22 protein-coding genes and 1 pseudogene are annotated in these 22,434 nt (G+C 47.9%); 7 read left to right on the top strand and 16 right to left on the bottom strand.

Annotated features, from left to right (window positions below):
• Positions 1–7: 7 nt before the first annotated feature.
• The 4 genes and pseudogenes from AC0IWZ_RS03635 to AC0IWZ_RS03620 all read right to left on the bottom strand — a co-directional run bounded on the left by AC0IWZ_RS03635 (position 8) and on the right by AC0IWZ_RS03620 (position 2,264).
• Positions 8–685, bottom strand: a complete 678-nt coding sequence (locus AC0IWZ_RS03635) for an AroM family protein (protein WP_034493666.1) — start codon at positions 683–685, stop codon at positions 8–10.
• Between the two features lie 328 nt (positions 686–1,013).
• Positions 1,014–1,154: pseudogene (locus AC0IWZ_RS03630) on the bottom strand (YaiA family protein); the annotation flags it as partial.
• Between the two features lie 44 nt (positions 1,155–1,198).
• Positions 1,199–1,723 (bottom strand): shikimate kinase AroL, encoded by a 525-nt coding sequence (gene aroL, locus AC0IWZ_RS03625; protein WP_471678138.1) that lies wholly within the window; start codon positions 1,721–1,723, stop codon positions 1,199–1,201.
• 79 nt (positions 1,724–1,802) lie between these two features.
• Positions 1,803–2,264 (bottom strand): YaiI/YqxD family protein, encoded by a 462-nt coding sequence (locus AC0IWZ_RS03620; RefSeq protein ID WP_034493662.1) that lies wholly within the window; start codon positions 2,262–2,264, stop codon positions 1,803–1,805.
• Between the two features lie 147 nt (positions 2,265–2,411).
• Here AC0IWZ_RS03620 and proC point away from each other — a divergent pair, with 147 nt between their 5' ends.
• Positions 2,412–3,221 (top strand): pyrroline-5-carboxylate reductase, encoded by an 810-nt coding sequence (gene proC / locus AC0IWZ_RS03615; protein ID WP_034493660.1) that lies wholly within the window; start codon positions 2,412–2,414, stop codon positions 3,219–3,221.
• A 34-nt stretch (positions 3,222–3,255) separates the two neighbouring features.
• Here proC and adrA read toward each other — a convergent pair whose 3' ends face one another.
• The 5 genes from adrA to AC0IWZ_RS03590 all read right to left on the bottom strand — a co-directional run bounded on the left by adrA (position 3,256) and on the right by AC0IWZ_RS03590 (position 7,378).
• Positions 3,256–4,383, bottom strand: coding sequence for a diguanylate cyclase AdrA (gene adrA, locus AC0IWZ_RS03610; protein WP_410372456.1), 1,128 nt, complete (start codon positions 4,381–4,383; stop codon positions 3,256–3,258).
• Between the two features lie 90 nt (positions 4,384–4,473).
• A complete protein-coding gene (locus AC0IWZ_RS03605; RefSeq protein WP_471678139.1) occupies positions 4,474–4,791 on the bottom strand; it encodes a PsiF family protein in 318 nt (105 codons plus the stop codon).
• A gap of 176 nt (positions 4,792–4,967) precedes the next feature.
• On the bottom strand, positions 4,968–5,228 hold the full coding sequence (gene iraP, locus AC0IWZ_RS03600; RefSeq protein ID WP_034493823.1) for an anti-adapter protein IraP: 261 nt from the start codon (positions 5,226–5,228) through the stop codon (positions 4,968–4,970).
• A gap of 158 nt (positions 5,229–5,386) precedes the next feature.
• Entirely contained in the window at positions 5,387–6,607 is a 1,221-nt protein-coding gene (locus tag AC0IWZ_RS03595; RefSeq protein WP_034493654.1) for a multidrug efflux MFS transporter, read from the bottom strand.
• 72 nt (positions 6,608–6,679) lie between these two features.
• On the bottom strand, positions 6,680–7,378 hold the full coding sequence (locus AC0IWZ_RS03590; RefSeq protein WP_471678140.1) for an extensin-like domain-containing protein: 699 nt from the start codon (positions 7,376–7,378) through the stop codon (positions 6,680–6,682).
• Between the two features lie 133 nt (positions 7,379–7,511).
• Between AC0IWZ_RS03590 and ddlA the strand changes: the two genes are divergently transcribed.
• Positions 7,512–8,612: a D-alanine--D-alanine ligase gene (gene ddlA / locus AC0IWZ_RS03585; RefSeq protein WP_471678141.1), complete on the top strand. Its 1,101-nt coding sequence runs from the start codon at positions 7,512–7,514 to the stop codon at positions 8,610–8,612.
• A 3-nt stretch (positions 8,613–8,615) separates the two neighbouring features.
• Here ddlA and AC0IWZ_RS03580 read toward each other — a convergent pair whose 3' ends face one another.
• Complete coding sequence (locus AC0IWZ_RS03580) at positions 8,616–8,846, bottom strand: DUF2754 family protein (RefSeq protein WP_115630607.1); 231 nt, start codon at positions 8,844–8,846, stop codon at positions 8,616–8,618.
• A gap of 272 nt (positions 8,847–9,118) precedes the next feature.
• Between AC0IWZ_RS03580 and AC0IWZ_RS03575 the strand changes: the two genes are divergently transcribed.
• A complete protein-coding gene (locus AC0IWZ_RS03575) occupies positions 9,119–9,445 on the top strand; it encodes a DUF2755 family protein (RefSeq protein WP_034493647.1) in 327 nt (108 codons plus the stop codon).
• 60 nt (positions 9,446–9,505) lie between these two features.
• On the opposite strand, the gene AC0IWZ_RS03570 is transcribed toward AC0IWZ_RS03575, so the two are convergent.
• On the bottom strand, positions 9,506–10,603 hold the full coding sequence (locus AC0IWZ_RS03570; RefSeq protein WP_471679090.1) for a DUF1615 domain-containing protein: 1,098 nt from the start codon (positions 10,601–10,603) through the stop codon (positions 9,506–9,508).
• Positions 10,604–10,804: 201 nt separating this feature from the next.
• Between AC0IWZ_RS03570 and AC0IWZ_RS03565 the strand changes: the two genes are divergently transcribed.
• The 3 genes from AC0IWZ_RS03565 to AC0IWZ_RS03555 are packed head-to-tail and all read left to right on the top strand — an operon-like array spanning position 10,805 to position 14,020.
• The gene (locus AC0IWZ_RS03565; protein WP_471678142.1) at positions 10,805–11,272 is read left to right on the top strand and encodes a MarR family transcriptional regulator; all 468 of its coding nucleotides are present in this window, start codon (positions 10,805–10,807) and stop codon (positions 11,270–11,272) included.
• Positions 11,273–11,292: 20 nt separating this feature from the next.
• A complete protein-coding gene (locus AC0IWZ_RS03560) occupies positions 11,293–12,474 on the top strand; it encodes an EmrA/EmrK family multidrug efflux transporter periplasmic adaptor subunit (RefSeq protein ID WP_471678143.1) in 1,182 nt (393 codons plus the stop codon).
• A 10-nt stretch (positions 12,475–12,484) separates the two neighbouring features.
• On the top strand, positions 12,485–14,020 hold the full coding sequence (locus AC0IWZ_RS03555) for a DHA2 family efflux MFS transporter permease subunit (protein ID WP_034493641.1): 1,536 nt from the start codon (positions 12,485–12,487) through the stop codon (positions 14,018–14,020).
• A 34-nt stretch (positions 14,021–14,054) separates the two neighbouring features.
• Here the strand turns inward: AC0IWZ_RS03555 and sbmA are convergent, their stop codons facing one another.
• From sbmA to lpxP, 3 genes are all read right to left on the bottom strand, one after another.
• Positions 14,055–15,272, bottom strand: a complete 1,218-nt coding sequence (gene sbmA / locus AC0IWZ_RS03550) for a peptide antibiotic transporter SbmA (RefSeq protein WP_471678144.1) — start codon at positions 15,270–15,272, stop codon at positions 14,055–14,057.
• 98 nt (positions 15,273–15,370) lie between these two features.
• Positions 15,371–15,892 carry an isochorismatase family protein gene (locus tag AC0IWZ_RS03545; protein ID WP_471678145.1) on the bottom strand — a complete coding sequence of 174 codons (522 nt, stop codon included), beginning with the start codon at positions 15,890–15,892 and terminating at the stop codon, positions 15,371–15,373.
• A 55-nt stretch (positions 15,893–15,947) separates the two neighbouring features.
• Complete coding sequence (lpxP, locus tag AC0IWZ_RS03540; protein ID WP_259268175.1) at positions 15,948–16,874, bottom strand: kdo(2)-lipid IV(A) palmitoleoyltransferase; 927 nt, start codon at positions 16,872–16,874, stop codon at positions 15,948–15,950.
• Positions 16,875–17,305: 431 nt separating this feature from the next.
• Between lpxP and ampH the strand changes: the two genes are divergently transcribed.
• Positions 17,306–18,463 (top strand): D-alanyl-D-alanine-carboxypeptidase/endopeptidase AmpH, encoded by a 1,158-nt coding sequence (gene ampH, locus AC0IWZ_RS03535; RefSeq protein ID WP_034493632.1) that lies wholly within the window; start codon positions 17,306–17,308, stop codon positions 18,461–18,463.
• A gap of 33 nt (positions 18,464–18,496) precedes the next feature.
• On the opposite strand, the gene AC0IWZ_RS03530 is transcribed toward ampH, so the two are convergent.
• Entirely contained in the window at positions 18,497–19,117 is a 621-nt protein-coding gene (locus AC0IWZ_RS03530) for a helix-turn-helix domain-containing protein (protein WP_034493630.1), read from the bottom strand.
• Positions 19,118–19,266: 149 nt separating this feature from the next.
• Positions 19,267–22,221, bottom strand: coding sequence for an autotransporter adhesin EhaB (gene ehaB / locus AC0IWZ_RS03525; protein ID WP_471678146.1), 2,955 nt, complete (start codon positions 22,219–22,221; stop codon positions 19,267–19,269).
• Between the last annotated feature and the right edge of the window lie 213 nt (positions 22,222–22,434).

Here is a 22,434-nt window from a genome sequence, read left to right as displayed (position 1 = left end):
CCTGCCGTTAAGCGAGCAATTCCGACGCCAGCCGAGCAATCAGCACGTTCGATAACAATACCGGAACATCCAATGATTTTTGCAGCAAATCACGATGTTTTTGATGAAAGCCCAGGCAATCCAGAAGCAGTACATCCGCACCATCTGCTACCAGTTTCTTACCTGCATCGATTAAATCCTGTTCCGTTCCATGAATCGGATTCGCCAATTCATACAGCGGTTCACTCTCTAAAAGTTGCCATTTTTGGCTCTGGAATTTAAGCATTTCAGGCACCGGGATAATAATCCCGACCTGATGCCCGACGACAATCGAGGCTACCAGCGGCGGGATGATGCGCTCTGGCTCCAGCAAAATACCTTTGCGTACCGTTAGATTGGCAAAACGGTGTGAACTCATGAGTAAAATGACATCGAAACCCTGGTTATCCAGCACTTCAAGCACGTCCTGTAACGCACGCTCTACTTTCTGCTTCCCCAAAGAAATCAGAAGATTACCGGATAAAAGAGTGAGTAAAGGTTCTTCACCTGCCTCCGGAGCATATTCCGCCATCACTTCGTCATGCGAAAGATTACCAAGCAAGCTGAATAGTTTGATTTGATCAGCAGAAATGTGATCCGTGAGTAGCGGCAGGATTTCACTGACCGGAACAACGCCGATGGTGATAATTGCCAATGTTTGTTTCATGTTTCGTTCCGCCCTTGTCCCATATCAGCCCCTCACTGCTGCGCTGGTATCTTTCCTGTGAATGATACTCTGCTGAAGGTCGTTCAATAATTAACCACAAAGCGTAGCAGCATAATTGCAGAGCATCTGCCGGAATATTCAACGAAACGCCAACGACATTAGTACAACATCACGATAATTATTTTTTAACAAATGGATTAACTGAAAGATGTGATTTATCGCAGGTCATTGAGTTAATTCAAAAGAGGGAGAAGATGCGGCATCCTTGCCAGTGACACTAGGTTTTTTGCGGATCTTCGTAACGCCGCTTAGCATCCCGCGCTTCTTATTCTGTTTCATGCTCGCTAATTAGCGTGTCAGGATGGGGATGGTCGGCACGAAGTTGATACCAGGTCACTGTTTGGTCCGTTGCGCCTTTTTCAACGGCAACAATTCGCGCTTCCCGTGGATATGGAGGATTGCTCGCCATCGCTCTTCCTTAGGTTATGGATGAGCGTTAAGTATAGACAATGATTAGCTGGCATGAGCCGTATGCAATGCCGCCAGCACCGCGGCGACAATTTCTTCAGGGGAACGCGTGGCATCAACAATATGGTGTGCGGCCTGGTTATAGAGCGCTTCACGGGCCGCAAGCACTTCGACGATTTCATCGGTAATCGGCCTACCGGTAAGCGTAGGACGCTGGCCTTCTTCCGGGAAGGCTTCTAAGCGTGAGGCCAGGATTTGCGCCGGTGCACGCAGGTAGATAACCACGCCGTGCTCGCGCATAAACTGACGATTGCTTTCGGCCAGCACCATGCCGCCCCCGGTCGCAATAACCGTACCTGGCGCCGTAACGCTTTGCAGCGCACCAGACTCACGGCGACGAAAACCGTCCCACCCTTCTTGTGCGACGATATCGGCAACGCTCATTTTGGTGGTCGTTAAAAGGTAATGGTCGGTATCAACAAAGTTACAGCCCAATGCCTGCGCTAATGCAACACCCACGGTTGTTTTGCCACAACCTCGTGCGCCGACTAAATAAATGGGTTGAGTCATCGGTGGCTAATCCTTAGAAGTCCGCCAAAGAGTGTCATCATACCAGCAAGCTAGTACGCGGTGTAGAATTACATCGGTATTAAGCGCTTTTAGAGCGACTGGCAACAAGCAGCCACTTTTCGAGTTCGTTCGCAAATAACTGACGGTCACGCTGATTAAGGCTGTCAGGCCCGCCGGTCTGCACACCACTGGCTCTTAATGTATCCATAAAATCACGCATCGTAAGGCGTTCTCGAATGGTGGCAGGAGTGTAAAGTTCGCCGCGAGGATTGAGTGCAATCGCGCCCTTTTCCAGCACATCGGCAGCCAAAGGAATATCCGCCGTCACCACTAAATCGCCTTTTTCACAGCGCCTGACAATTTCGTTATCAGCTACATCAAAACCCGATGCCACTTGCAGGCTACGGATAAAACGCGAAGGCGGCGTTTTCATTCCCTGGTTTGCCACCAGAGTTACCATGGTTTGCGTGCGCTCAGCGGCACGAAACAACACTTCTTTTATCACTTTTGGACACGCATCTGCATCCACCCAAATTTGCATCACGACTCCTGATTGCCGACGCTAATGGAGGGATCTTGCCGTGCTTTTTCAGAATCGCAAACTTTATCTTTGCCTGCTGTTAGCCGAAGCCAGTGAAATCACGTTAAGCTATGCTCATCACACAACTCAAAACGATGGAGTGAGACTTTGGATAAGAAAATTGGATTTATCGGTTGCGGCAATATGGGAAAAGCCATTCTTGGTGGTCTGATAGCCAGTGGGCAAGTGCTTCCAGGCAACATCTGGGTCTATACGCCATCGCCCGATAAAGTCGATGCCTTGCGCGAGCAATACGGTATTAATGCCGCGCAAAGTGCACAGGAAGTTGCTCAAATTGCCGATATCGTTTTCGGTGCGGTGAAGCCCAATGTGATGCTAAAAGTGCTGGGTGAAGTCAATTCCAGCCTGAATAAAGATACGGTGGTGATTTCCATTGCCGCAGGCATCACGTTGGATTCGCTGGCAAAAGCCCTGGGACACGACCGTAAAATTATCCGTGCCATGCCCAATACGCCAGCCCTGGTGAATGCCGGGATGACATCAATTACGCCAAACGCGTTAGTCACCTCTGAAGATATTGCCGATGCGGTGAATATTTTCCGCAGCTTTGGTCTTGCTGAGGTGGTGTCGGAAACCATGATTCACCCGGTTGTGGGCGTGAGCGGTTCCGCCCCGGCATATGTGTTTATGTTTATTGAAGCGATGGCTGATGCTGCGGTACTGGGCGGAATGCCGCGTAAGCAGGCTTATCAGTTCGCGGCACAAGCGGTTATGGGTTCGGCGAAAATGGTTCTGGAAACCGGCCAGCATCCGGGCGAGTTGAAGGATATGGTCTGCTCACCCGGCGGAACAACGATTGAAGCGGTAAAAGTTCTGGAAGAAAAAGGGTTCAGAGCTGCTGTGATGGAAGCCGTGGTGAAGTGTATGGCGAAGTCTGAGCATTTAGGTAAATCGTAATCCTTATGCCCTCTCCTGCTTTCAGGTGAGGGCTTTATGCTGCTATATCAGCCACTTCAGTACGGCTTCGTCCAAGTTTTTTAGCTTTATACAACGCCACATCTGCCGCTTTTAACCATTCTCGATAGTTCACCATGTGCTTATTGAACTCCGCAACGCCCACGCTTATGCGCAGCGGTACATGAGGTGCTCGCGGTAAACGAAACTCGTCGAGATAGTCACGAACGCGAGCCATCGCCTGGATTGCACTTTCTTGCGGTGTCCCTGACATAATGACCCCAAACTCATCGCCACCGAACCGCCCTATCACATCGGTAATTCGCAGGCTAAGCTGCAAATGTTCAGTAATGGCGAGAATGGCTTCATCACCCACATCATGTCCAAATGAGTCGTTAATCGATTTGAAGTGGTCGATATCAATGAGCAATAGCGTCGCACTACGTTGATAACGTTGGCAGTTGTCATACTCGCCGTGCAGCAAATGCTCCCAGTGACGGCGGTTATATACCCCAGTCATACCATCGCGAGTGCTCATTTGCATCAACCTGCGTTTATGTTCCGAAAGTTTGAGCGCGGTGCGGTAACTGACGAGGCCAAAGTAAACGGGATAAACAAGCAGAAACGGCAGGCAAATCCATACCTGTGATGGCATGGTTTCCAGATTAAGAGGAATGCGTGCCAACCCTAGCGTTAACAGGCAACTCAGCAAGATCACCCCAAGCCCCATCCCAAACAATTTTACCCCACCACAGCCCACGTTGTTCATGCACAACATGGTGAAAATCAATGCCGAAGGAAGCGCATTCAGCCCCATGACGGCAATCCACACGCCACCCATTAATGAATCAACCATTAAATTGCGGATTTCTGCCCGGGCCGGGTCGCTCGAGCGATCGGCAGTTTGCCAGGCAAAATGCGGCCAGATAAAGCCATAAGCAACCAATAACAACCACCACCAACCGGACACTGGCTGCAAAACTAATACCGAAGAGACACAGAAAAAACCTGTCGCTAAGCCAATGATTCTTGGGATGTACAGGCGGCGGGCGAACCGTCGACCCGAGCGGTGCCTGTCTTCGTCAAGGTACGTTGAGCTTTCCATAATTCCCCCAGGAAGCCATCTACCAGAGCTGAATTCATCATTCATGATATTTAGGAATATTCTGAAACATTTGCCGTAATTATAGAAACTCGAGCCAGGGGGGAAGTATGATTTTTCGGGTGAGTCAGCGAACCGACTCACCCATTTAGGTTATTTGATTTGTTTTTTCAGGCAATTACTCATGAAAGTTTTTCGCGCATCGCCTGATAATGTCCGTTTGCCCGCCTGAGCATTACAATCTTTCATTTTCTGCTGCTGCGGAGTCAGACTCTTATCTGCTGGCTCTGACTGGCTGTTCTTCAGGCAGTTGCTCATGTAAGTTTTGCGTTCATCACCTTTCAGGGTTTGTGATGTGGCTTGCTGGTTACATGAAGTCATGCGTTGCTGTTGCGGAGTCATTGCTTTATCTGCTGCGGTTGCGGCCCCAACAACACCTGCCAGTAACACCATCATTAATACTGTTTTCATAGCACCATCCTTTTTATTGTGGTGCTTTAATTTTGGGTCGAGGTTTCCGAAAAGGCGAATATCCCAACGCTATAAGGGAAATTAAATGGGTTTAGTTAAAGAATAAAACCATGAACTGTCGTTTTACTTTAACTTCCCTTAATAATAAAAAAATTCAGAGATAGTGACGCAGGCAATCAATTACGCGGTTGGGTTAACAGCTTATCTAAATATTGCTTCAGAAGGTCAGTATCACGCTCCGTTACCGCTTCGGTAGGTCGGACTTCATTTAGCGCGCTTTGAATATGGGTGACCATGGCCTGCCGATCATTCTTATCCATTCGGCAAAGCATGGCAGTAACAACTATTTCCAGGGCTTCAATTTGTGCGACAAACTCTTTTGACTCTTCTTCTTTTTCGGCGAGTTTAGACAGTAACTCAGAGATGAGATTCTTCATATTTATTGCCCAAAGGGATACGAAGCATGACGTTAACATTCTGATTTCATGTTGCATAGAGGGAGGCGAGACTATTTTTATACGGCTCTGCAAATATGTGTCAGAGAGCAAAAAAAATAGTATTACCCGTTATTTAGCATCTAAAAATAACTCTGAAATCATGGCGCGATCTCATTTCTTTTTTCGTCTTGTTGCTTTTTACGCTGCAACATTACAGCTAATTGCCAAACGTTGAGCAATACCACCACTGCCGTTGCAATAAATACCCATCGAAAACCGGCCATCGCAGAAACACCGGCCCCAATTAATGGCCCGACAACATTACCAAGATACATAAACGATTGATTATAACCAAATATCCGGCCTGTCACCTGATCGCTTGAATATTTCACCAACAAGGTTTGCACAGCCGGTAACATAGCCCCATCAGCAAAACCAAGTAAAAAGCGTAATACAGCTAGCTGCATCGGGGATGTCACCCATGACATAGCAAAAAATAATATCACTGAAAAAATTAGCGTCGCCATTAATACTCGAGCTGTACCGATTCTGTCGCCTAACTTTCCGAGTCGGGGGGCAGAAATAAGCGCGGATATACCCGGCACTGCGGCAATAAATCCACTAATAAACGCGATGTTGTTACTTTCCGGAGACAGATGTTTGATAAAAAGCGCGAGTATCGGGCCAATAGAGCCATTACAAAGTTGTATGACCATGGTGGTGACAAACAGGCTAATCATTAATTTGGGATAGGGTAAGGAAGCGAATACTGCTTTGCCGGATAAACGGTTTGCTTTGCTGATATTAGGACGCCCCCCTTCTTTGATCAGAAATAATGTCACTAAAAAGCTGACCATCAACAATGCCGCGGTGACGTAAAACACCATCCGCAAACCAAGGGTGTCGGCCATATAGCCTCCCAAAAGTGGGCCGACAATCACCCCACTGATTTGCGCCGTAGAAAGTGTGCTCAAAGCCCAGCCGCTGCGCTCACGCGGAACTTGAGAAGCCACTAATGCCATGGCATTGGGAATATATCCGGAAGTCAGCCCCATCACGGCGCGTAAAATAAACAATTGCCAGACGTTGGTCGCAAACGCCTGCAATAAAATAGCCACCGCCATACCCAGCGAGGCTCGCAGTAACATCAGTTTTCGACCTTTACGATCGGCAAGGCTGCCCCACATCGGCGACACTATCGCTGAGACCAGAAAGGTTACGCTAAATGTAAGCCCGGACCACATGGATAACGCTTCGTGAGAAGTCACGCCGAGCTGCTCAACATAGAGCGGTAAAAAAGGAAGAATTTGGCTAATGGCGAGGCCGGTAAAAAAACAACCGAACCACACCGAGATAATATTGACCTTCCAGGATTCCATACGGGGCACGCTTAATTAGTGGGGTAAAAAAAGCCAGGCTGAATACTGTGAAGTTTATCATACAAATAGTTGTTATCTACAAAGGCCATAACCCCGCATACCCAGGTGGAAATGGTCAGCATGTGCCGCATTGTATTCCGGGCCGAGTGAGTTGCCAAAATATGGGCAGCCGTTTTCAAACGCAGCGTGAAGATATTCCCGCCCTTTCCCATCTGAACGCCAGCCTTTCAGAATGCTGATTTGTTGCTGGTTGGCAAAGCCAAATCCGCTGATATCGAGCGCATCCGCCGTAGCATGCTCGCTCAAACGCGCGCCTTCACGATTGTAAATGTTGCGGCAGGCAAAACTCCCTAAATGATTGATATGAGTGAGTCGGCTGCCAAATTCACTCTGCGCTAACGGTACGGCGCGTTGATGAACAAACATCGTGCTGCTCAGTGCCAATGGGCAACTGGCCAGAAAACTACTACTGAGCGCAACACTGCCAAAATTTTGCACGCGTACGGTATCGGTCAGCGGGCAATTTCCTGTGGTATCGGACACGCTACGGAAATTGAGTTGCCCGCGTTGTTTCGCCTGTTGTAACAGGGCGAGACAGGCCTGCGGATGGTTAGCCAAAGCCCGGAGTTTGTAGCGTGTGACAAGCGTCGGCGGGTCGTCAATAGAAAGCGGAGCAAAGGGATTGTACTGCGCAGGCAAACGCTCATAGAGCCAAAAGCCTGTCGCGGCCACGATGACCATGCCAATAACAATCGTCACTCCTTTCACCATCCCATCACCTGATATTGTTTACGGAATAATCATTATAGAAGTTGAGCCGTTTTAAGCGTCAGGAAGCACATGAATCCTCGTAATGAGCGTGGTATGTTGTCCGCCTTTGTACTGTTTAAGGATGGGTTTGGGCATGGCAAAACTGCGGGTTGGGATTGTGTTTGGGGGCAAGTCAGCTGAACACGAAGTATCGCTACAGTCGGCGAAGAATATTGTCGACGCCATTGATAAATCAAAGTTTGAGGTGGTGTTACTGGGCATTGATAAAAAAGGCCAGTGGCATGTCAATGATGCGTCCAACTATCTGTTAAATGCAGAAAACCCAGCATTGATTGCCCTGAATCGCTCAGGAACCAATGTTGCCGTGGTGCCAGGCCAAACAGAAAATCAGCTGATTGAGTCCTCCTCCGCACAGTTTGTAGCGCCTGTAGACGTTATTTTCCCGATAGTTCACGGCACGTTGGGCGAAGATGGCTCCCTGCAAGGGATGCTACGCATGGCGAACCTTCCGTTTATCGGTTCTGGCGTGTTAGGTTCAGCCGTAAGCATGGATAAAGACGTGACCAAGCGTCTGCTACGCGATGCCGGGCTGAATATCGCTCCGTTTATCACGCTGACCCGCGCCAACCGCAACAAGATTAGCTTCGCAGAAATTGATGCGAAACTGGGCCTGCCACTGTTTATCAAACCTGCCAACCAGGGTTCATCCGTCGGCGTCAGCAAAGTGAATAACGCGGCACAATATGAAACAGCTGTCGCCTTAGCTTTCGAGTTCGACCATAAAGTTGTGGTTGAAACCGGGATTAAAGGCCGTGAAATTGAATGCGCGGTATTAGGCAATGACGAACCGCAAGCAAGTACCTGCGGCGAAGTCGTGGTAAGCAGCGATTTTTATTCGTATGACACTAAATATATTGATGATAAAGGCGCACAAGTTGTTGTGCCGGCGGCGATTTCAGCCGACATCAACGATAAAATTCGTGACATTGCGGTGCGTGCTTATCAGACGCTGGAATGCAGTGGAATGGCGCGTGTTGACGTATTCCTGACTGACGATAATGAAGTTATTATCAATGAGATCAATACGCTGCCAGGGTTTACGAATATCAGTATGTATCCAAAACTCTGGCAGGCGAGCGGCTTAGATTATCAAACGCTGATTACACGTTTGATTGAACTGGCTCTCGAGCGAAACCTGCAAGATTGCGCGTTGAAAAGTTCAATTACCGCCTAAGGCTTACTCTTTCGCCGTCGTCGGTTCTTCAGGTTCCGGGCGGCGGCGAATAATAAATCCCGCCAACCAGAAGCAAATCACCCAGGTTACCAACCCGACTGCATAATTCTGCCAGCCTTCGGTTTTAAACCCCAACAAGCCAATCACACCGTTCAAAATAAAGATGAGACCAATCGCCACGGCATAGTAGTGCCAGTCACGGCGCATTTTTGAAGACAATGTTTTAGCAGACATGATGCAACCCGTCAGGATAAAGAGAGGGCTTATTGTGGCATAGCCCACGGCGAGAAACCGCACGTAAATGCGGGTTAAACAGGATTTTGTTACGTGAATTTCACATAAGTTACAGATATGTGATCTCAGACATACATTCACAAACCAGGAGCATTCCGCACGTTAAATTACCAACAATCTGATATTGACAATGCATATGACCTGCCAAACTCAACGCAATTGAAGTATCAGGCCGCAGCCTGAATCGTTTTACTGTTGCATGGGAGGTCGTGATGGCTGATATGAGTTTGTCGAAACAGGTTGTTCCTGTAATAACCACGATTTCAACAACCAAAACAGAGAGATCTACCCGGAGTAATCTGGCATACGCTGCGTTCATTTTGCTGTGCTTTTGGGTTGGAATGCAGATTCTGAGTCTGATGGCTCACGCCCCGGGCGTGCTTGAGCACCTTGCCCAAGGTAATGATACTACCCGCCCACGCATTGAAATGGGGTTCATCGTCAGCACTGTATTTGGTGTAGTGCCGTTTCTCGCCGGTTGTGCACTACTGGGTGTGGTGAGCCTGGTGCTGAAGTTCCACCATCGTTTTCACTTTTAAATCAATCCATAGTTAAATCAATGAATATACGCAGGGCTATCTGCCCTGCGCAGTCAAATATCAACGTTTCATACACGCTGCCCGTCGTTCATCGACCCGCTTTGCAAACCATGCCGTCGTCAGATTACGGGTGATTTTCGGACTTTCCAGCGTAATTCCCGGCAACATTTCTCGCGGCAATTTCTTACCGGATTTCTTCTCTGCTATCGCATAAACCTGCTGATATAAATCCGTTTTTTCAAAGTCTATGCTGTCGCCTTTTTGCAAAGCCCGGTGAATTTGGCTTTCGCTCATATCAAGCTTGCTTGCCAGCTTCCTGACCGCCAGCTCAGTGCTGCCCGCTTTGTCGGTGTTATACAAAATTAAATCGCCATCTAACGCCAGTTTTACACCGGTTGCCTTGCTGACGGCATTCTGGAACGCCGCGTTGCGACTGGCGTACCATCCCGCATTGAAATCTGCAAAGCGATATAGTGGCTGAGTGTAATTCGCCGGGTAGTTCAGCAGATGGTAAGTGCCGAACCACAACCCGCCGCGACGAGTAAACACTTCCTGCCGCACGGTTCCTTCCATTTTCCACGGGTAGCCGCTGGTGTGTTGTTCGGCAAACGCGATGCTGACTTGCATAGGGCCACCGGTATGAACCGGATTGAGATTACCAAACAGTTTTTGCCCCATCGGCACCATATCGATGAAATCATCAAAAATTGCGCTCAGTTGCCCCTCGGTTTTAACGTTATCCAGTCGTTCGCTGTAGCTCTTGCCGTTGGGTGATTTGATGAGTAACGCGGTGTGAACCAGAAACGCTGGGATATGCATTTTTTCAGCACGGCGGTCAATTTCCTTCCAGGCAATTTTACTCAAATTGGGGACTGCCGGGTCAGCCACGAGATTAGACTCCTGCTGCGCCACCGCCAGCACAGAGCAGATATTCTCTTCGCTTGGGGCGATATCCTGGCTCTTAAACGTGGTTGCTAAATCTTTCGCCCAGCTATTTCTGTCTTTTACGCTGACAGGGATTTTTTGCTTTACCACTGTTTCGACATCAACCGGTTTAGTGGTTTCCGAAACGGAAGGCGCAGTTTTAGTGGTACAACCCGCCAGCACGAAAAGCGCGCTAAGGCTTAAAGCAAAAAGACCATGTTGCCTGTTTAACATACTCATATCGTTCCATTTTGATTGTTTTTATCGAGTCAGACGAAACAATAACAGTTATGCGGCAAGGCGTTTATCAGAGTTTGGCTTATAGTTAATAAACCTCCTGGCACTGACAAAATGTGCGCTTTTCTTGACACAAACTTGACAATTAGTTGCCTGGTCAGTAATTTCAAATGTAATTACTGACCAGGCAACTAATTCATGAGCAACAATCTGAATTTTAGCGACGATAAAATCGACAACAAATTCCACCTCGGTTTACTCATTCATCTCGCAAATCAATTTAAAGATCAGCTTATCAGCCAGTATTTCTCCGGCATGGATATTACTGCGGCACAATTTAAGGTGTTGATTAGTATCTATAAAGGCGTAACCAGCCCCGTTATTATCAGCAAAAACCTGGTGATGGATGCTGGTGCCATGAGCCGCATGATTGAGCGTATGGTCAAGCGTGAACTGATTGTTCGTTACCCAAATCCGCAGGATAAGCGCCAGGTGATTCTGGCTCTAACCGATAAAGGCCAGCTGATCTGCGATCGTTTTCAAAATGAAGCGCTTGCCTCAATCATCAGTGACCTTACCGCACGCCTGACGCAGGATGAATCCCAGCAACTGGTCGCATTGATTACAAAAATGCTGCCAGATGACATTACTGCGCCACATCGATAACACCGTATAAAGGCCAAAAGATGGAAACCAATCCAGAAGTGCACGTTAAGCGTTCCAGCAAGCGCAAACGTAATTTTATTATTTTTATCCTGATTCTAGTGCTGGCAGCCGCGGGTTGTCTGGCCTGGTATCTGTTATATGCGCGTTACTACGAGTCGACAGACGATGCCTATGTAAACGGCAATCAGGTCATGCTCACTCCGCAAATTAACGGCACGGTGACGCAAGTGACGGCTGACGAAGGGGATTACGTTGAGAAAGGCCAACCGCTCGTTTTGCTTGATCCCAGCGATACCAAAATAGCACTGCAACAAGCGGAAGCCAGTCTGGCAAATACTGTACGGCAGGTTCGTGGTTTATACAGCACCGCGGATAACTACCGGGCGCAAGTTGCCGCGAAACAGGTGGCCCTGCAAACCGCTCAAAATGACTATGCGCGTCGTCAGAAAATTTTCTCAACTGGCGCAATTGCTGCAGAAGATCTTTCGCATTACCGCGATGCAGTTACCAGCGCACAAAGTGATTTAGCCGCCGCGCAACAGACATTGCGGACCAACCTTGCGATGGTCGACGATACCGTGATTGATACCCACCCGGAAATCAAAACCGCCGTTGCAACGCTTCGCCAGCGTTACCTTGATAATGCACGTACCACGATTGTGGCCCCTGTTAGCGGTTACGTCGCTAAACGCGCGGTGCAACTGGGTATGCGCGTCACTTCAGGCACAACGCTGCTGGCCATCGTGCCGCTTAATGAAGTTTGGGTGGACGCCAACTTCAAAGAAAGTCAGATGAACACGATGCGTCTGGGGCAAAAAGTCACGATCAACGCCGATTTATACGGTGATGACGTGGAATATCACGGCACCATTGAGAGCCTGGGCATTGGTACCGGCAGCGCGTTTTCCCTGCTGCCAGCTCAGAATGCCAGCGGCAACTGGATCAAGATTGTTCAGCGTTTACCAGTGCGTATTACGCTAGATCCGCATGATATGCAGAAGCATCCGCTGCGTGTGGGTTTGTCGATGAATGTCCGCGTAGATATTCGCAATAATGAAGAGGGTCATTTGCTGCCACAGCAAACGGTTAGCACGCCTCGTTTCACCACGGATGTCTATCAAGATTCGCTGGAAGCGGCTGACAAACTGGTGACGAAAATCCTTCATGACAACAGTAATGCGGTAGCATCAAGCGCCCATTAAGAGAGACGTTATGCAAGATAAGGCTGCATTCACGCCTCCCAATATGTGGCTGGCGGTGCTCGCGCTATCGCTGGCAACATTTATGCAGGTGCTGGACTCCACCATCGCAAACGTGGCGTTGCCCACTATTGCCGGTAATCTCGGTGTGAGTGCGGATCAAGGCACATGGGTCATCACCTCGTTTGCGGTATGTAACGCCATCGCTCTGCCGTTAACCGGCTGGTTTACCCGTCGCTTCGGGCAACTGAAGCTGTTTATCGGCTCGGTGGTGATGTTCACCCTCACCTCGTTCCTGTGTGGCTTTGCCCACAGTATGACCGAGCTGATTTTCTTTCGTGCTCTGCAAGGTTTCTTCGCCGGGCCGATGTTTCCAATGTGCCAGACGTTATTGCTGGTGATCTTCCCTTCCAGCAAACGCAGTATGGCGCTGGCGTTGCTGTCGATGGTGACGGTCGTTGCGCCTATTGTCGGCCCGATTACCGGCGGCTGGATTACCGATAACTACTCGTGGCCATGGATTTTCTATATCAACGTACCGATTGGGATATTTGCTTCGATTGTGGTCTGGACGCAGATGCGTGCTCGCGAAGAAACCACGACTCACGCGCCAATCGACTATATCGGTATCGCGCTATTGGTTCTGGGCGTGGGGCTGTTGCAGGTGGTGCTGGATAAAGGCAACGATCTGGACTGGTTCTCCTCGACGCACATCATCATTATGTCGGTGATTTCGGCGATTTCGCTGGTGTCGTTTGTTATGTGGGAGCTGGGCGAGCGGCACCCGATTGTGAACCTGCGCCTGTTCAAAGATCGGAACTTTGCTATCGGTACGCTTTCACTGACATTGGGCTATGCGGCGTTCTTCGCCATCAACATTATTCTGCCGCAGTGGTTACAAACGCAGATGGGTTACACAGCGATTTGGGCTGGTCTTGCTGCCGCACCAATGGGTGTGCTGCCGCTTATCATGACGCCGATCATCGGGCGTTACGCAACCAAGTTCGACCTGCGTATTCTGGCCTCGCTGTCATTCCTGACAATGGGGGCTTCGTGCCTGATTCGCGCGCAGTTTAATACCGACGTGGATTTCCGCACCATCGCTGAAGTGCAGCTGTTTATGGGGATTGGCGTGGCGTTCTTCTTTATGCCGATTACCACCATTGTGCTGTCGAATCTGAACGGTGCAGAAGTCGCGGAAGGTTCAGGCCTTGCAACGTTCTTCCGCGTGCTGGGTGGTTCTTTCGCTTCGTCATTGACGACCTGGATTTGGTCGCGCCGTGAAGTCTTCCACCATGCGAACCTTACTGAGAGCGTCTCCAACTACAATCCAGCAGCGGTGGATTATCTGGATAAAATGGGTGGAGCAACGCAGCAACACATGGCGTTTATAGACAAAACCATTGAGCAGCAGGCCTACATGATGTCGACCATCGACTACTTCTGGATTTTAGGTTGGGGGTTTATGGCGCTGATTATCGTGATTTGGTTTGCCCGGCCGCCGTTTGTTCGTTCGGGCGCACCGAGCGCACCATCTGCAGGGCATTAAATCAAACTGGCGGAATTTATCCGCCCGTTTTCTTTTAGACTATCTCACCCGCTTCTTCGACAGGTATATCGTGCAAAGTGCGCTCGAAACTGCGCAGACGCTTGTAGATGGACATCAGTTCCACCAGCGTAGTCCACGAGTTAATTAGATACTGGAATGCACTGCGCACGCGGTCGAACACATTGGTTATTTGCGTCATTAGACCGAGGGTAATCGTTCCGGCCACAATAGACGGGAACAGCAAAATGAGCCCGAAAATATTATCGACTTGCAGATAGAGAATACGGGCAATATTAAAGTAGGTGTAATGGAAATAAAGGCGAAAATAATTCTCTCTCACCGCATTATAGAGAGCTTTAATCGTCGGAGGCGCTGCGCGTGATGGATCATCTTCGCCATAAACCAGCTCTTTACGATAAGCAGCTTCAACACGCTGATTATTGAACTGCAATCCAGGTAATTTAATCCCCACAACCGCCAACAGGCCGGTTCCCATCACAGACCAGACAATCGCCGCAATAACCAGCCCATACGGTAAATGCCCTACGAGCGGCAGTTCTGGCACGTGCGGAGAAAGCGCGACAAGCACAGGAAGAAAGGCTATCAGGGTCATGATCGACTGCAATAAGCTGACCCCCATATCTTCGAGCGTAGAAGCAAAGCGCATGGTGTCTTCCTGCACACGCTGCGCAGCACCTTCAATATGTCGAAGGCGTTGCCAATGCTCCATATAATATTCGTTCATTGCCGTACGCCAGCGGAAAATATAGTGGCTAATAAAGAAGTTATTTAACACCGCAACGGTCACTGAAATTAACGCAATGCCGAGAAAAATACCTAGCTCACTGTAAAACTGGCTGATAGTGACTTTATGAGGAGCACTGAGCGCCTGCTGAATCAGATCGTAAAATGGCGCATACCAGGCGTTAATGGCAACGCTCACTTCCACTAAAAACCAGGTGACGAACACAATGAGTGCTGAACCAAGTATCGACCAGCGCTGCCAACGATGCGGGGAATAAATAGACCAAAATAGATAAAACAAGCCCACACTAACAGCATAGAAACCGTAGAAAACCAGCGATTTTAATGACCAAAAACGCGCAGCACTAATAGGATCCTCATTTGAGGCTCCACCCAAACGTTGAAGCCAATTGCCTCCGCCAGCTTGCCAGAAAACAACGGCGATCATCGCCCAAATAAAAGCCGACAGAAAAAAGGCTGTCGGACGAGGGAAAAACGATTTAAACATCTACAACACTCCTGAAAACAAACTCTTATTGTTATGACCACCCGGGCGCGATAAGGCTCGCTCAATGTTGTATCAAGAGATGTCAGGCTAAGGGTGCTTTACCAGTCGGTGAGGATATCTGCGGTCGTTTTTACTCGCAGAGTATTTCCCGGAATCGTAAAGTTGCGCCAGACATCGTTGTAATGCTCGATCAACACTTCGGCAAGAGCCGCCGGACGATTTGCTGTGGTATGGGCATCAAGGGCGACAGTCATAGCATAACCACGGCTGGCTCCATTTTTAATAGTAGCGTCAACGCAATAATCCGTTGCACAACCACACACCACAAATTCGTTTATTTGATGACGGGTGAGAACTTCTTCAAGGTCTGTGCGATAAAACGCATCGCATGCAGTTTTGGTGACATAAAGCGCATCAGCAGGTTGATGAAGTTCGGGCAACAAAGCAAATGCCGCTGTCCCTTGTTCCAGCCCTTGTTCAGTATGCTGGATAAAAATGACTTTATCGGCGGCGTTGATCAGCTGGTTAATACGTTTTGTACACATTTCACGATTATGACGAGGGGCATCAAACACCCCATTTTGCATATCAATAACCATTAGTACACGTAGGGCTGCCATGATTTCGCTCTCTTCGTCTCAGAAGGAAAGAGCGTAGCACAACCCGGTTTGAGCATTAAACGGTATAAAGTTTAGGTGCGCCAGGTGGTCGGGTTTTGAAACGACGATGCAACCACAGGTACTGTTCAGGTGCACGCATGATTTCGTGTTCAATTTTACGGTTCATGTACTCAGCGGCAGCTTGTTCATCATCAAGCGGGTAATCGTCCATTTCCGCCCCAATAACCAGCTGATAGCCTGAGCCATCAGATTTGCGGTATAGCACAATCGTGAGAAGTGCGGGCTTTGCCAGACGGGCAATGGTGTAAGTCCCGTTGGTCGTTGCAGCCTGCGGTACGGCGAAGAAGGGTGCAAATGAACTGCCTTTCGGGCCGTAATCCTGATCGGGTGCAAACCACACCGCTTCACCGGATTTCAGCGCCTTCACCATGCCTTTTAAGTTGCGTCTGTCGATCATGGCTTTATTGGAACGCGAACGCCCACGGGTTTGAACATATTCCATCGCTTTATTGTTATGCGGGCGATACATCGCCATCATTGGACGGCAAAGACCCATCACACGGCCCCCTAGTTCCAGCGACATAAAATGCACGCCGATAGCCAGCACGCCTTTCCCTTTGTCGCAAGCGGCGGTGATATGCTCAAGCCCGCTGACATCAAACCATTTGCGAACCCGCGCATCAGACCAGAACCAGGCCATACCCGTTTCAATCAACCCCATCCCCAGCGAGGAGAAATTCTGCTTTACGAGTTTATCAATTTGCTCGTCGCTGTAGTGTGGGAAGCAAAGTTTGAGGTTCTGGCGGGCAATGGAAACCCGGCGTTTAAGGAAACGCATTGACGCCCGGCCAATTACGTCACCCATTTTCAGTAATACGGGATAGGGTAGTTGTACCCAAAGCCACAAAATAGCCAGACCAAACCACGTCAGCCAATAGCGGGGGTGAAGGAGATCTTTTCGGAAAAACTGTTTGCTAGACATTATCAACTTCTGTATGCGTGATTAGTGTGTATCGCATAAGGAACTGAATCATTAGCGGTACAGCGATTGCCATGACTAAGACGCCACCCGGCGGTAATAGTTGCAGCACGGTCATTATAGTGGCTCTGATGATACGCATTTTCTAATCAAGCCATGTATAGATGTTGTCAGTTTTTTTGCGAATTTCGTCCTATTCCGTCAGTTATAGGAGTTATAAGCTGTTTGTCGCTCATAAAAGAACCTAAGAATGTCTGATTTTATCTTTTACTTTGTTGGCAGCGCAGGCGAATTAACGCACAAAAAACTCGCTGAAATGCCACGTTACGTTTTTTCTCATCACATTCCTCATTTTCCACGTTTGCGCAGCGCTGTAGAGTAGTATAAATACGATCAATCAATATCGCTCCACTTCGTCTAATGGGTTACCTGCGTTGAAAATTCGTCTCCCGCGCTTAGCTGCGCTCGTTATTGCCGCGCTGCCAATTTTGAGCTTTGCACAAACTTCACCCGATCCTGTTTTTGCTTCAGATATTACAGACCGTTATGCCAATCATATTTATTACGGTACTGGTGCGACTGGTATGGCGATGGTGGTGATCGATGGTAATCAGCGCGTTTTCAGAAGCTTCGGTGAAACCAGGCCTGGCAATAACGTTCGCCCGCAACTGGACTCGGTTATCCGCATTGCTTCCCTGAGCAAGCTAATGACCAGCGAAATGTTGGTCAAAATGTTAGATCAGGGCAAAGTTCAACTGAATGATCCGTTGAGCAAATACGCTCCCGCAGGTGCCAGAGTTCCCACATACAACGGTAAACCTATCACTCTGGTGAATCTGGCAACACATACCAGTGCTTTACCTCGCGAACAGCCCGGCGGTGCCGCTCATCGCACCGTGTTTACTTGGCCCACGCGCGATCAACGTTGGAATTGGCTTGCCACTGCGAGTTTAAAAAGTGCTCCTGGAACTATCGCCTCTTATTCAAATTTAGCTTTTGATTTGCTTGCGGACGCGTTGGCACGTGCAGCCGGGAAGCCTTATCCCGCTTTATTTGAAGAACAGATTACCCGTCCCCTCGGCATGAAGGACACCACATTCACGCCCTCGCCCGATCAGTGCAAACGCTTGATGGTGGCGGAAAAAGGAGCCAGCCCTTGTGATAACACTCTCGCAGCCATTGGTAGCGGCGGAGTTTATTCCACGCCAGACGATATGATGCGTTGGATGCAACAATTCCTGACTTCTGACTTCCACCGTCGCAATACCCAAGCCGACAGAATGCAGACTCTTATCTATCAACGTGCGCAATTGACTAAAGTTATTGGTATGGATGTACCGGGAAAAGCAGATGCTTTAGGACTGGGTTGGGTGTATATGGCACCTAAAAAGGGTCGTCCGGGTATTGTGCAGAAAACTGGCGGCGGAGGCGGTTTTATCACCTATATGGCGATGGTTCCAGAAAGTAATGTGGGTGTTTTTGTCGTTGTCACTCGCTCACCATTAACTCGTTTTGTGAATATGAGTGACGGTGTGAATGATTTAGTTTCAGAATTAAGCGGTTTCATACCACAAGTAAATCCAGCATCTTAATAACTGAGCAGGTCGATAAATCGACCTGCTTTTTTAATAACTACTTGGTAAATGACTCACTGATTTCAGCTTGCCTTTTTCCATCTCAATATAGTTTCCTTTGCGAAGCGCGGACAATATTTCCGCAATGACTGAGCGTGATATTTTTGTTCTTTTTTGTATAAAATTAATCACGCCTGTACGGGCTCGAAGATCGGGACTCCATGAGTCCATCAAAAGTAAAGTGGCCCGAATTTGTGAATAAGTAGTGGCTCCGACGAAGTTAGCATCACGCTGCTCAAAACTGCGTAAAAGATATGTTGTCCAGTGACATGCTTGTTGCCATAATTTATTTTTTTCTATGACCTCAAAAGCCTGACTTACTGGAAGAGAAAAGCCCTGACAATCGGTTTGAGTTGTTATGCGATATTCAATATGAGACTTATGAAATACATTCGCCATGCCGATTAATGTTGGTGAAGAAACAAGCTCCATCAAAACATCATTTTTTTCTCTGTGTAATAGAATACTCCCCTCACTAAAAAACAATATTAATGCCTCGCCTTTTTCATTGAACATACTAAATTCACTGTCCGCTGGCACGGTAAACATCTTGCCAACCCCCACCAACCTGCTGCGAATACTTTCGAGCTGGGTCAATGGTTTTGTATACATAATAGATATTCCTTTATCTTGGGGGGAGGTTAATAAAATGCCCGTCACTATTAGAGACAGGCATTTATTATAAACATTTAACTCGGATTAGATATAATATTAATGAGGCGCAAGAAATTATATCTCTGAACTAAGCTATTTCTATATTATTACCAGGTGTACTTCACACCCACATTCGCAGACCAGTCTTGATCAACATCACCACCACCCAGGTAGTTAGTGTCAGCATAAGCAGCGAAGTTTTTGGTGAAGCTAAACTGAGTACCTAATCCTACACGAACGGCAGAACCTTCAACTCCATTGTCTATGCTATCACCATTCACATCAGCACTATTGCTGTTTGAATCGTCATAGACATAAGCCAGTTTGAAGTACGGGGTCAGAGCCTGATCACCATAGTCGAAGGTATAACCAGCATCCATACCTAACTCATAACGCATGCTATCGTAAGACTGGCTACCCACTTTCATATCATTGCTAAGTTGGTAGTTGTCACCATCCTGGAACAGGCCAGAGATAGAAGCATATGGAGTCAAATAGCCGTGCTGATCAAGTTGCAGATCGTAGCCCAGCTTCATACCAAAGCCCCAGGCATCAGAAGAAGCATCTCCGCTAACCGCAGCACCGTTGCTCATGGTAGCCGATAAATCATTGCTGTAATGGCTATAGCTCAACGTTGAATCAAGGAAGATGTTGTTCTGGAAGCGAGCAGAGGAATAGATACGGGCAGACTGGCTGTCCTGATCAACCTGGCCGCTGTTATCACTGATATCGCCTTTAGCAAAACCTGCCGCAGCACCAACAGTCCACTTAGCACTGTTACCTTCAACCACAGTATCCAGGCCAACCATGATGCCATTAACATCCTGGTCATAGTTCAAGACGTTAGTATCGCCGGAGAAACTACCACCGATGTAAGTGACCCATGCACCGCCAGCATCAGCTGTTGGCGTATGGCGACCATTTGCCAGGCGTGTTGCCAGAGCATCTTGCTCCAGGTTCCAGATGTTAGTATTTGCAGAAGGGATACTTAACGCCATGTTGGCGTAGTCAGTCAATCGATCCTGCTTCAGAACAACGCTGTTACCGTTCTGCTCAGCTTGATAAGTGTAAGCACCCAGGTCTGCTTTGTTGGCCGCAGAGAAGGTCGCAGTGCTGTTGTTGTCGTTCACATAGATCAGCTCATTACCGTTATAGTCACCGACTGAGCCCTTACCAGTTGCGTTGTCAATACGCACTTTATAGTTACCGGTTGCGGCAGCAACGTTGTCACCAACATTATCGACTTCGTTCTGACCTGCTTCTGACTGATCAACATCATAAGCGTCGCCATTACCGTTAATGGTCAAGTGACCATCAGAATTCATGGCAATAACACCGTAGCCGTAGTTAGACTGAGAAGTGTCGTTGGTACGGTCATTGCTCAAGTCAGCATCCAGCACATAACGGTTGCTGTGAATGTCGAAAGTACCCGCGTGGATATTACCGGAAGCATCAGTAGTGCTGGTCACGTTCAGTACATCAGTACGGAATGAGCTTGAGCTTGACTGATCGGTATTCACATCAAACAGACCATCGTTGGTTACAGTGATGGTGTTTGCATACAAAGCAGCATCACTCACATTCCAGCCAGCAGAAACATCATTAGCCAGAGATACGGTACTGTTGTCGATAGTCAAAGAGTCAGTTGCAACATGACCATCTTCCCCGATTTTCAGAGCAGAACCGCCGGTCAGAGTAATCGAGTCAGAAACCAAAGAGGAATCAGCCACATTTACCAGAGAACCGCTGTTAATATTCAGCGTATCAATCAGAGATGCTTTGGTAGTATCCCATTCTGAACCACCGTTCAGCGTTACGTTGAACAGGCCGCTCTGATAAACTTCGTTACCAGCAACATGACCTTCATCATATGCAGTATCAGCGTTATCGATACCGTAAGTTGATGATGGCCACAGGCTATTAGCTGCGATATCGATTAGTGTTGCAGTTGCATCAGTGCCTGGTGCATAAGTATAAGAGTCATTGACACCATCTTCATCAGTATCAATTTCAACCTGATGTACAGATATGGCTGCGCCAACCCATTTGCTACCGTTATTCAGGGTAACATCCATGCGATCAGTGCCATCCCAACCGTTAGTATCAACATTGGCATCGGTATCACGATAAGAATCAGCACCGTTCGGGAAGAAGTTCTCATCAAAGTTGCTTGAGAAGAAAACATCACCCATCAGCGTAGAATTGCTGAGGTTTACGGTTGTCTGCATGGCATTGTCAGCATACGGGCTCGCAATAGCTGCGATCGCAACATCATCAGCAGTAGGAGTGTTACTATAATCACTTGCATTGCCAGTGTTTCCAAACCACCCAGATGAACCTTCATCCGTCCAGGAACCGGAAGTCACGGTAGAATCAGCGACAGTAATTGTGTTATTGAACACCTCACCACTGTTTACGCCAGTGCTAACAGTATTGTCATCAATATCTTCCCACTCATAGCCCTGAGTCAGGGTTATGCCCGCGACGTGTGAGTTATTTTGAATGACAAGATCAACTTCCTGATTCAGAGTGATCGCCGTACCCATATCGTATACATCTACAACATGCGTATCTGCTGCGTCATTATACGTGCCGTTGTAGGTGTAATATTCGTAGTTGTCATCAATTGTTGAATTATCAACGGTCAATGCTAGTCGGTCATAGTTATAATCCGCTGTACGACCATCGGCACAGTCCGTGGTCATACACTCAGAAGTGATCATACCGTGAATGGTACTGTTTTTGATTGTCAGGCTATTATCATTGGTGTTGGTAGAAATACCATCATCCAGATAGTACGTGGAAATAACACCATTTACAGTAGAGTTAGTGATTACCGGATAAATATCACCATTGTAGAAGCTATCAGTATCATAGTTATTCCAGCCGGTATATCCCTGATAGTAAACACCATCGGTATAAGTAGAATCATTGTAGTGAACGAAAGTATTGTATGTCGTACCGGAGACATCATTACTTGCAGCACTTGCCTGAGAGGCAATTGCCAAAGTGCAGGCCACTGCTAGTTGAGATACAACGAGTTTCTTTTTCCAAGAATGCATTTGTCATCCCTCCCAAGGGACTTAATCTTATGTTGGTCCATCAATAGTCAATGCAGTAAGCAGTTAACACCAATACGTGTAATTGTATTAGCCAGGAGGATTATTATGTTCCTAAAGCAATTCGTTCAATTAGTTTCTTGATTAAGTACGGAAACAGACTAATAACACAACGTGACCAACAAAAATAAAAACATAAACCACACAAATAACAAA

The sequence above is a fragment of the Buttiauxella sp. AC142 genome, assembly GCF_979253435.1.
Note: the sequence above shows the minus strand (reverse complement) of the source record. Positions and strands in the feature narration are given on the sequence as shown.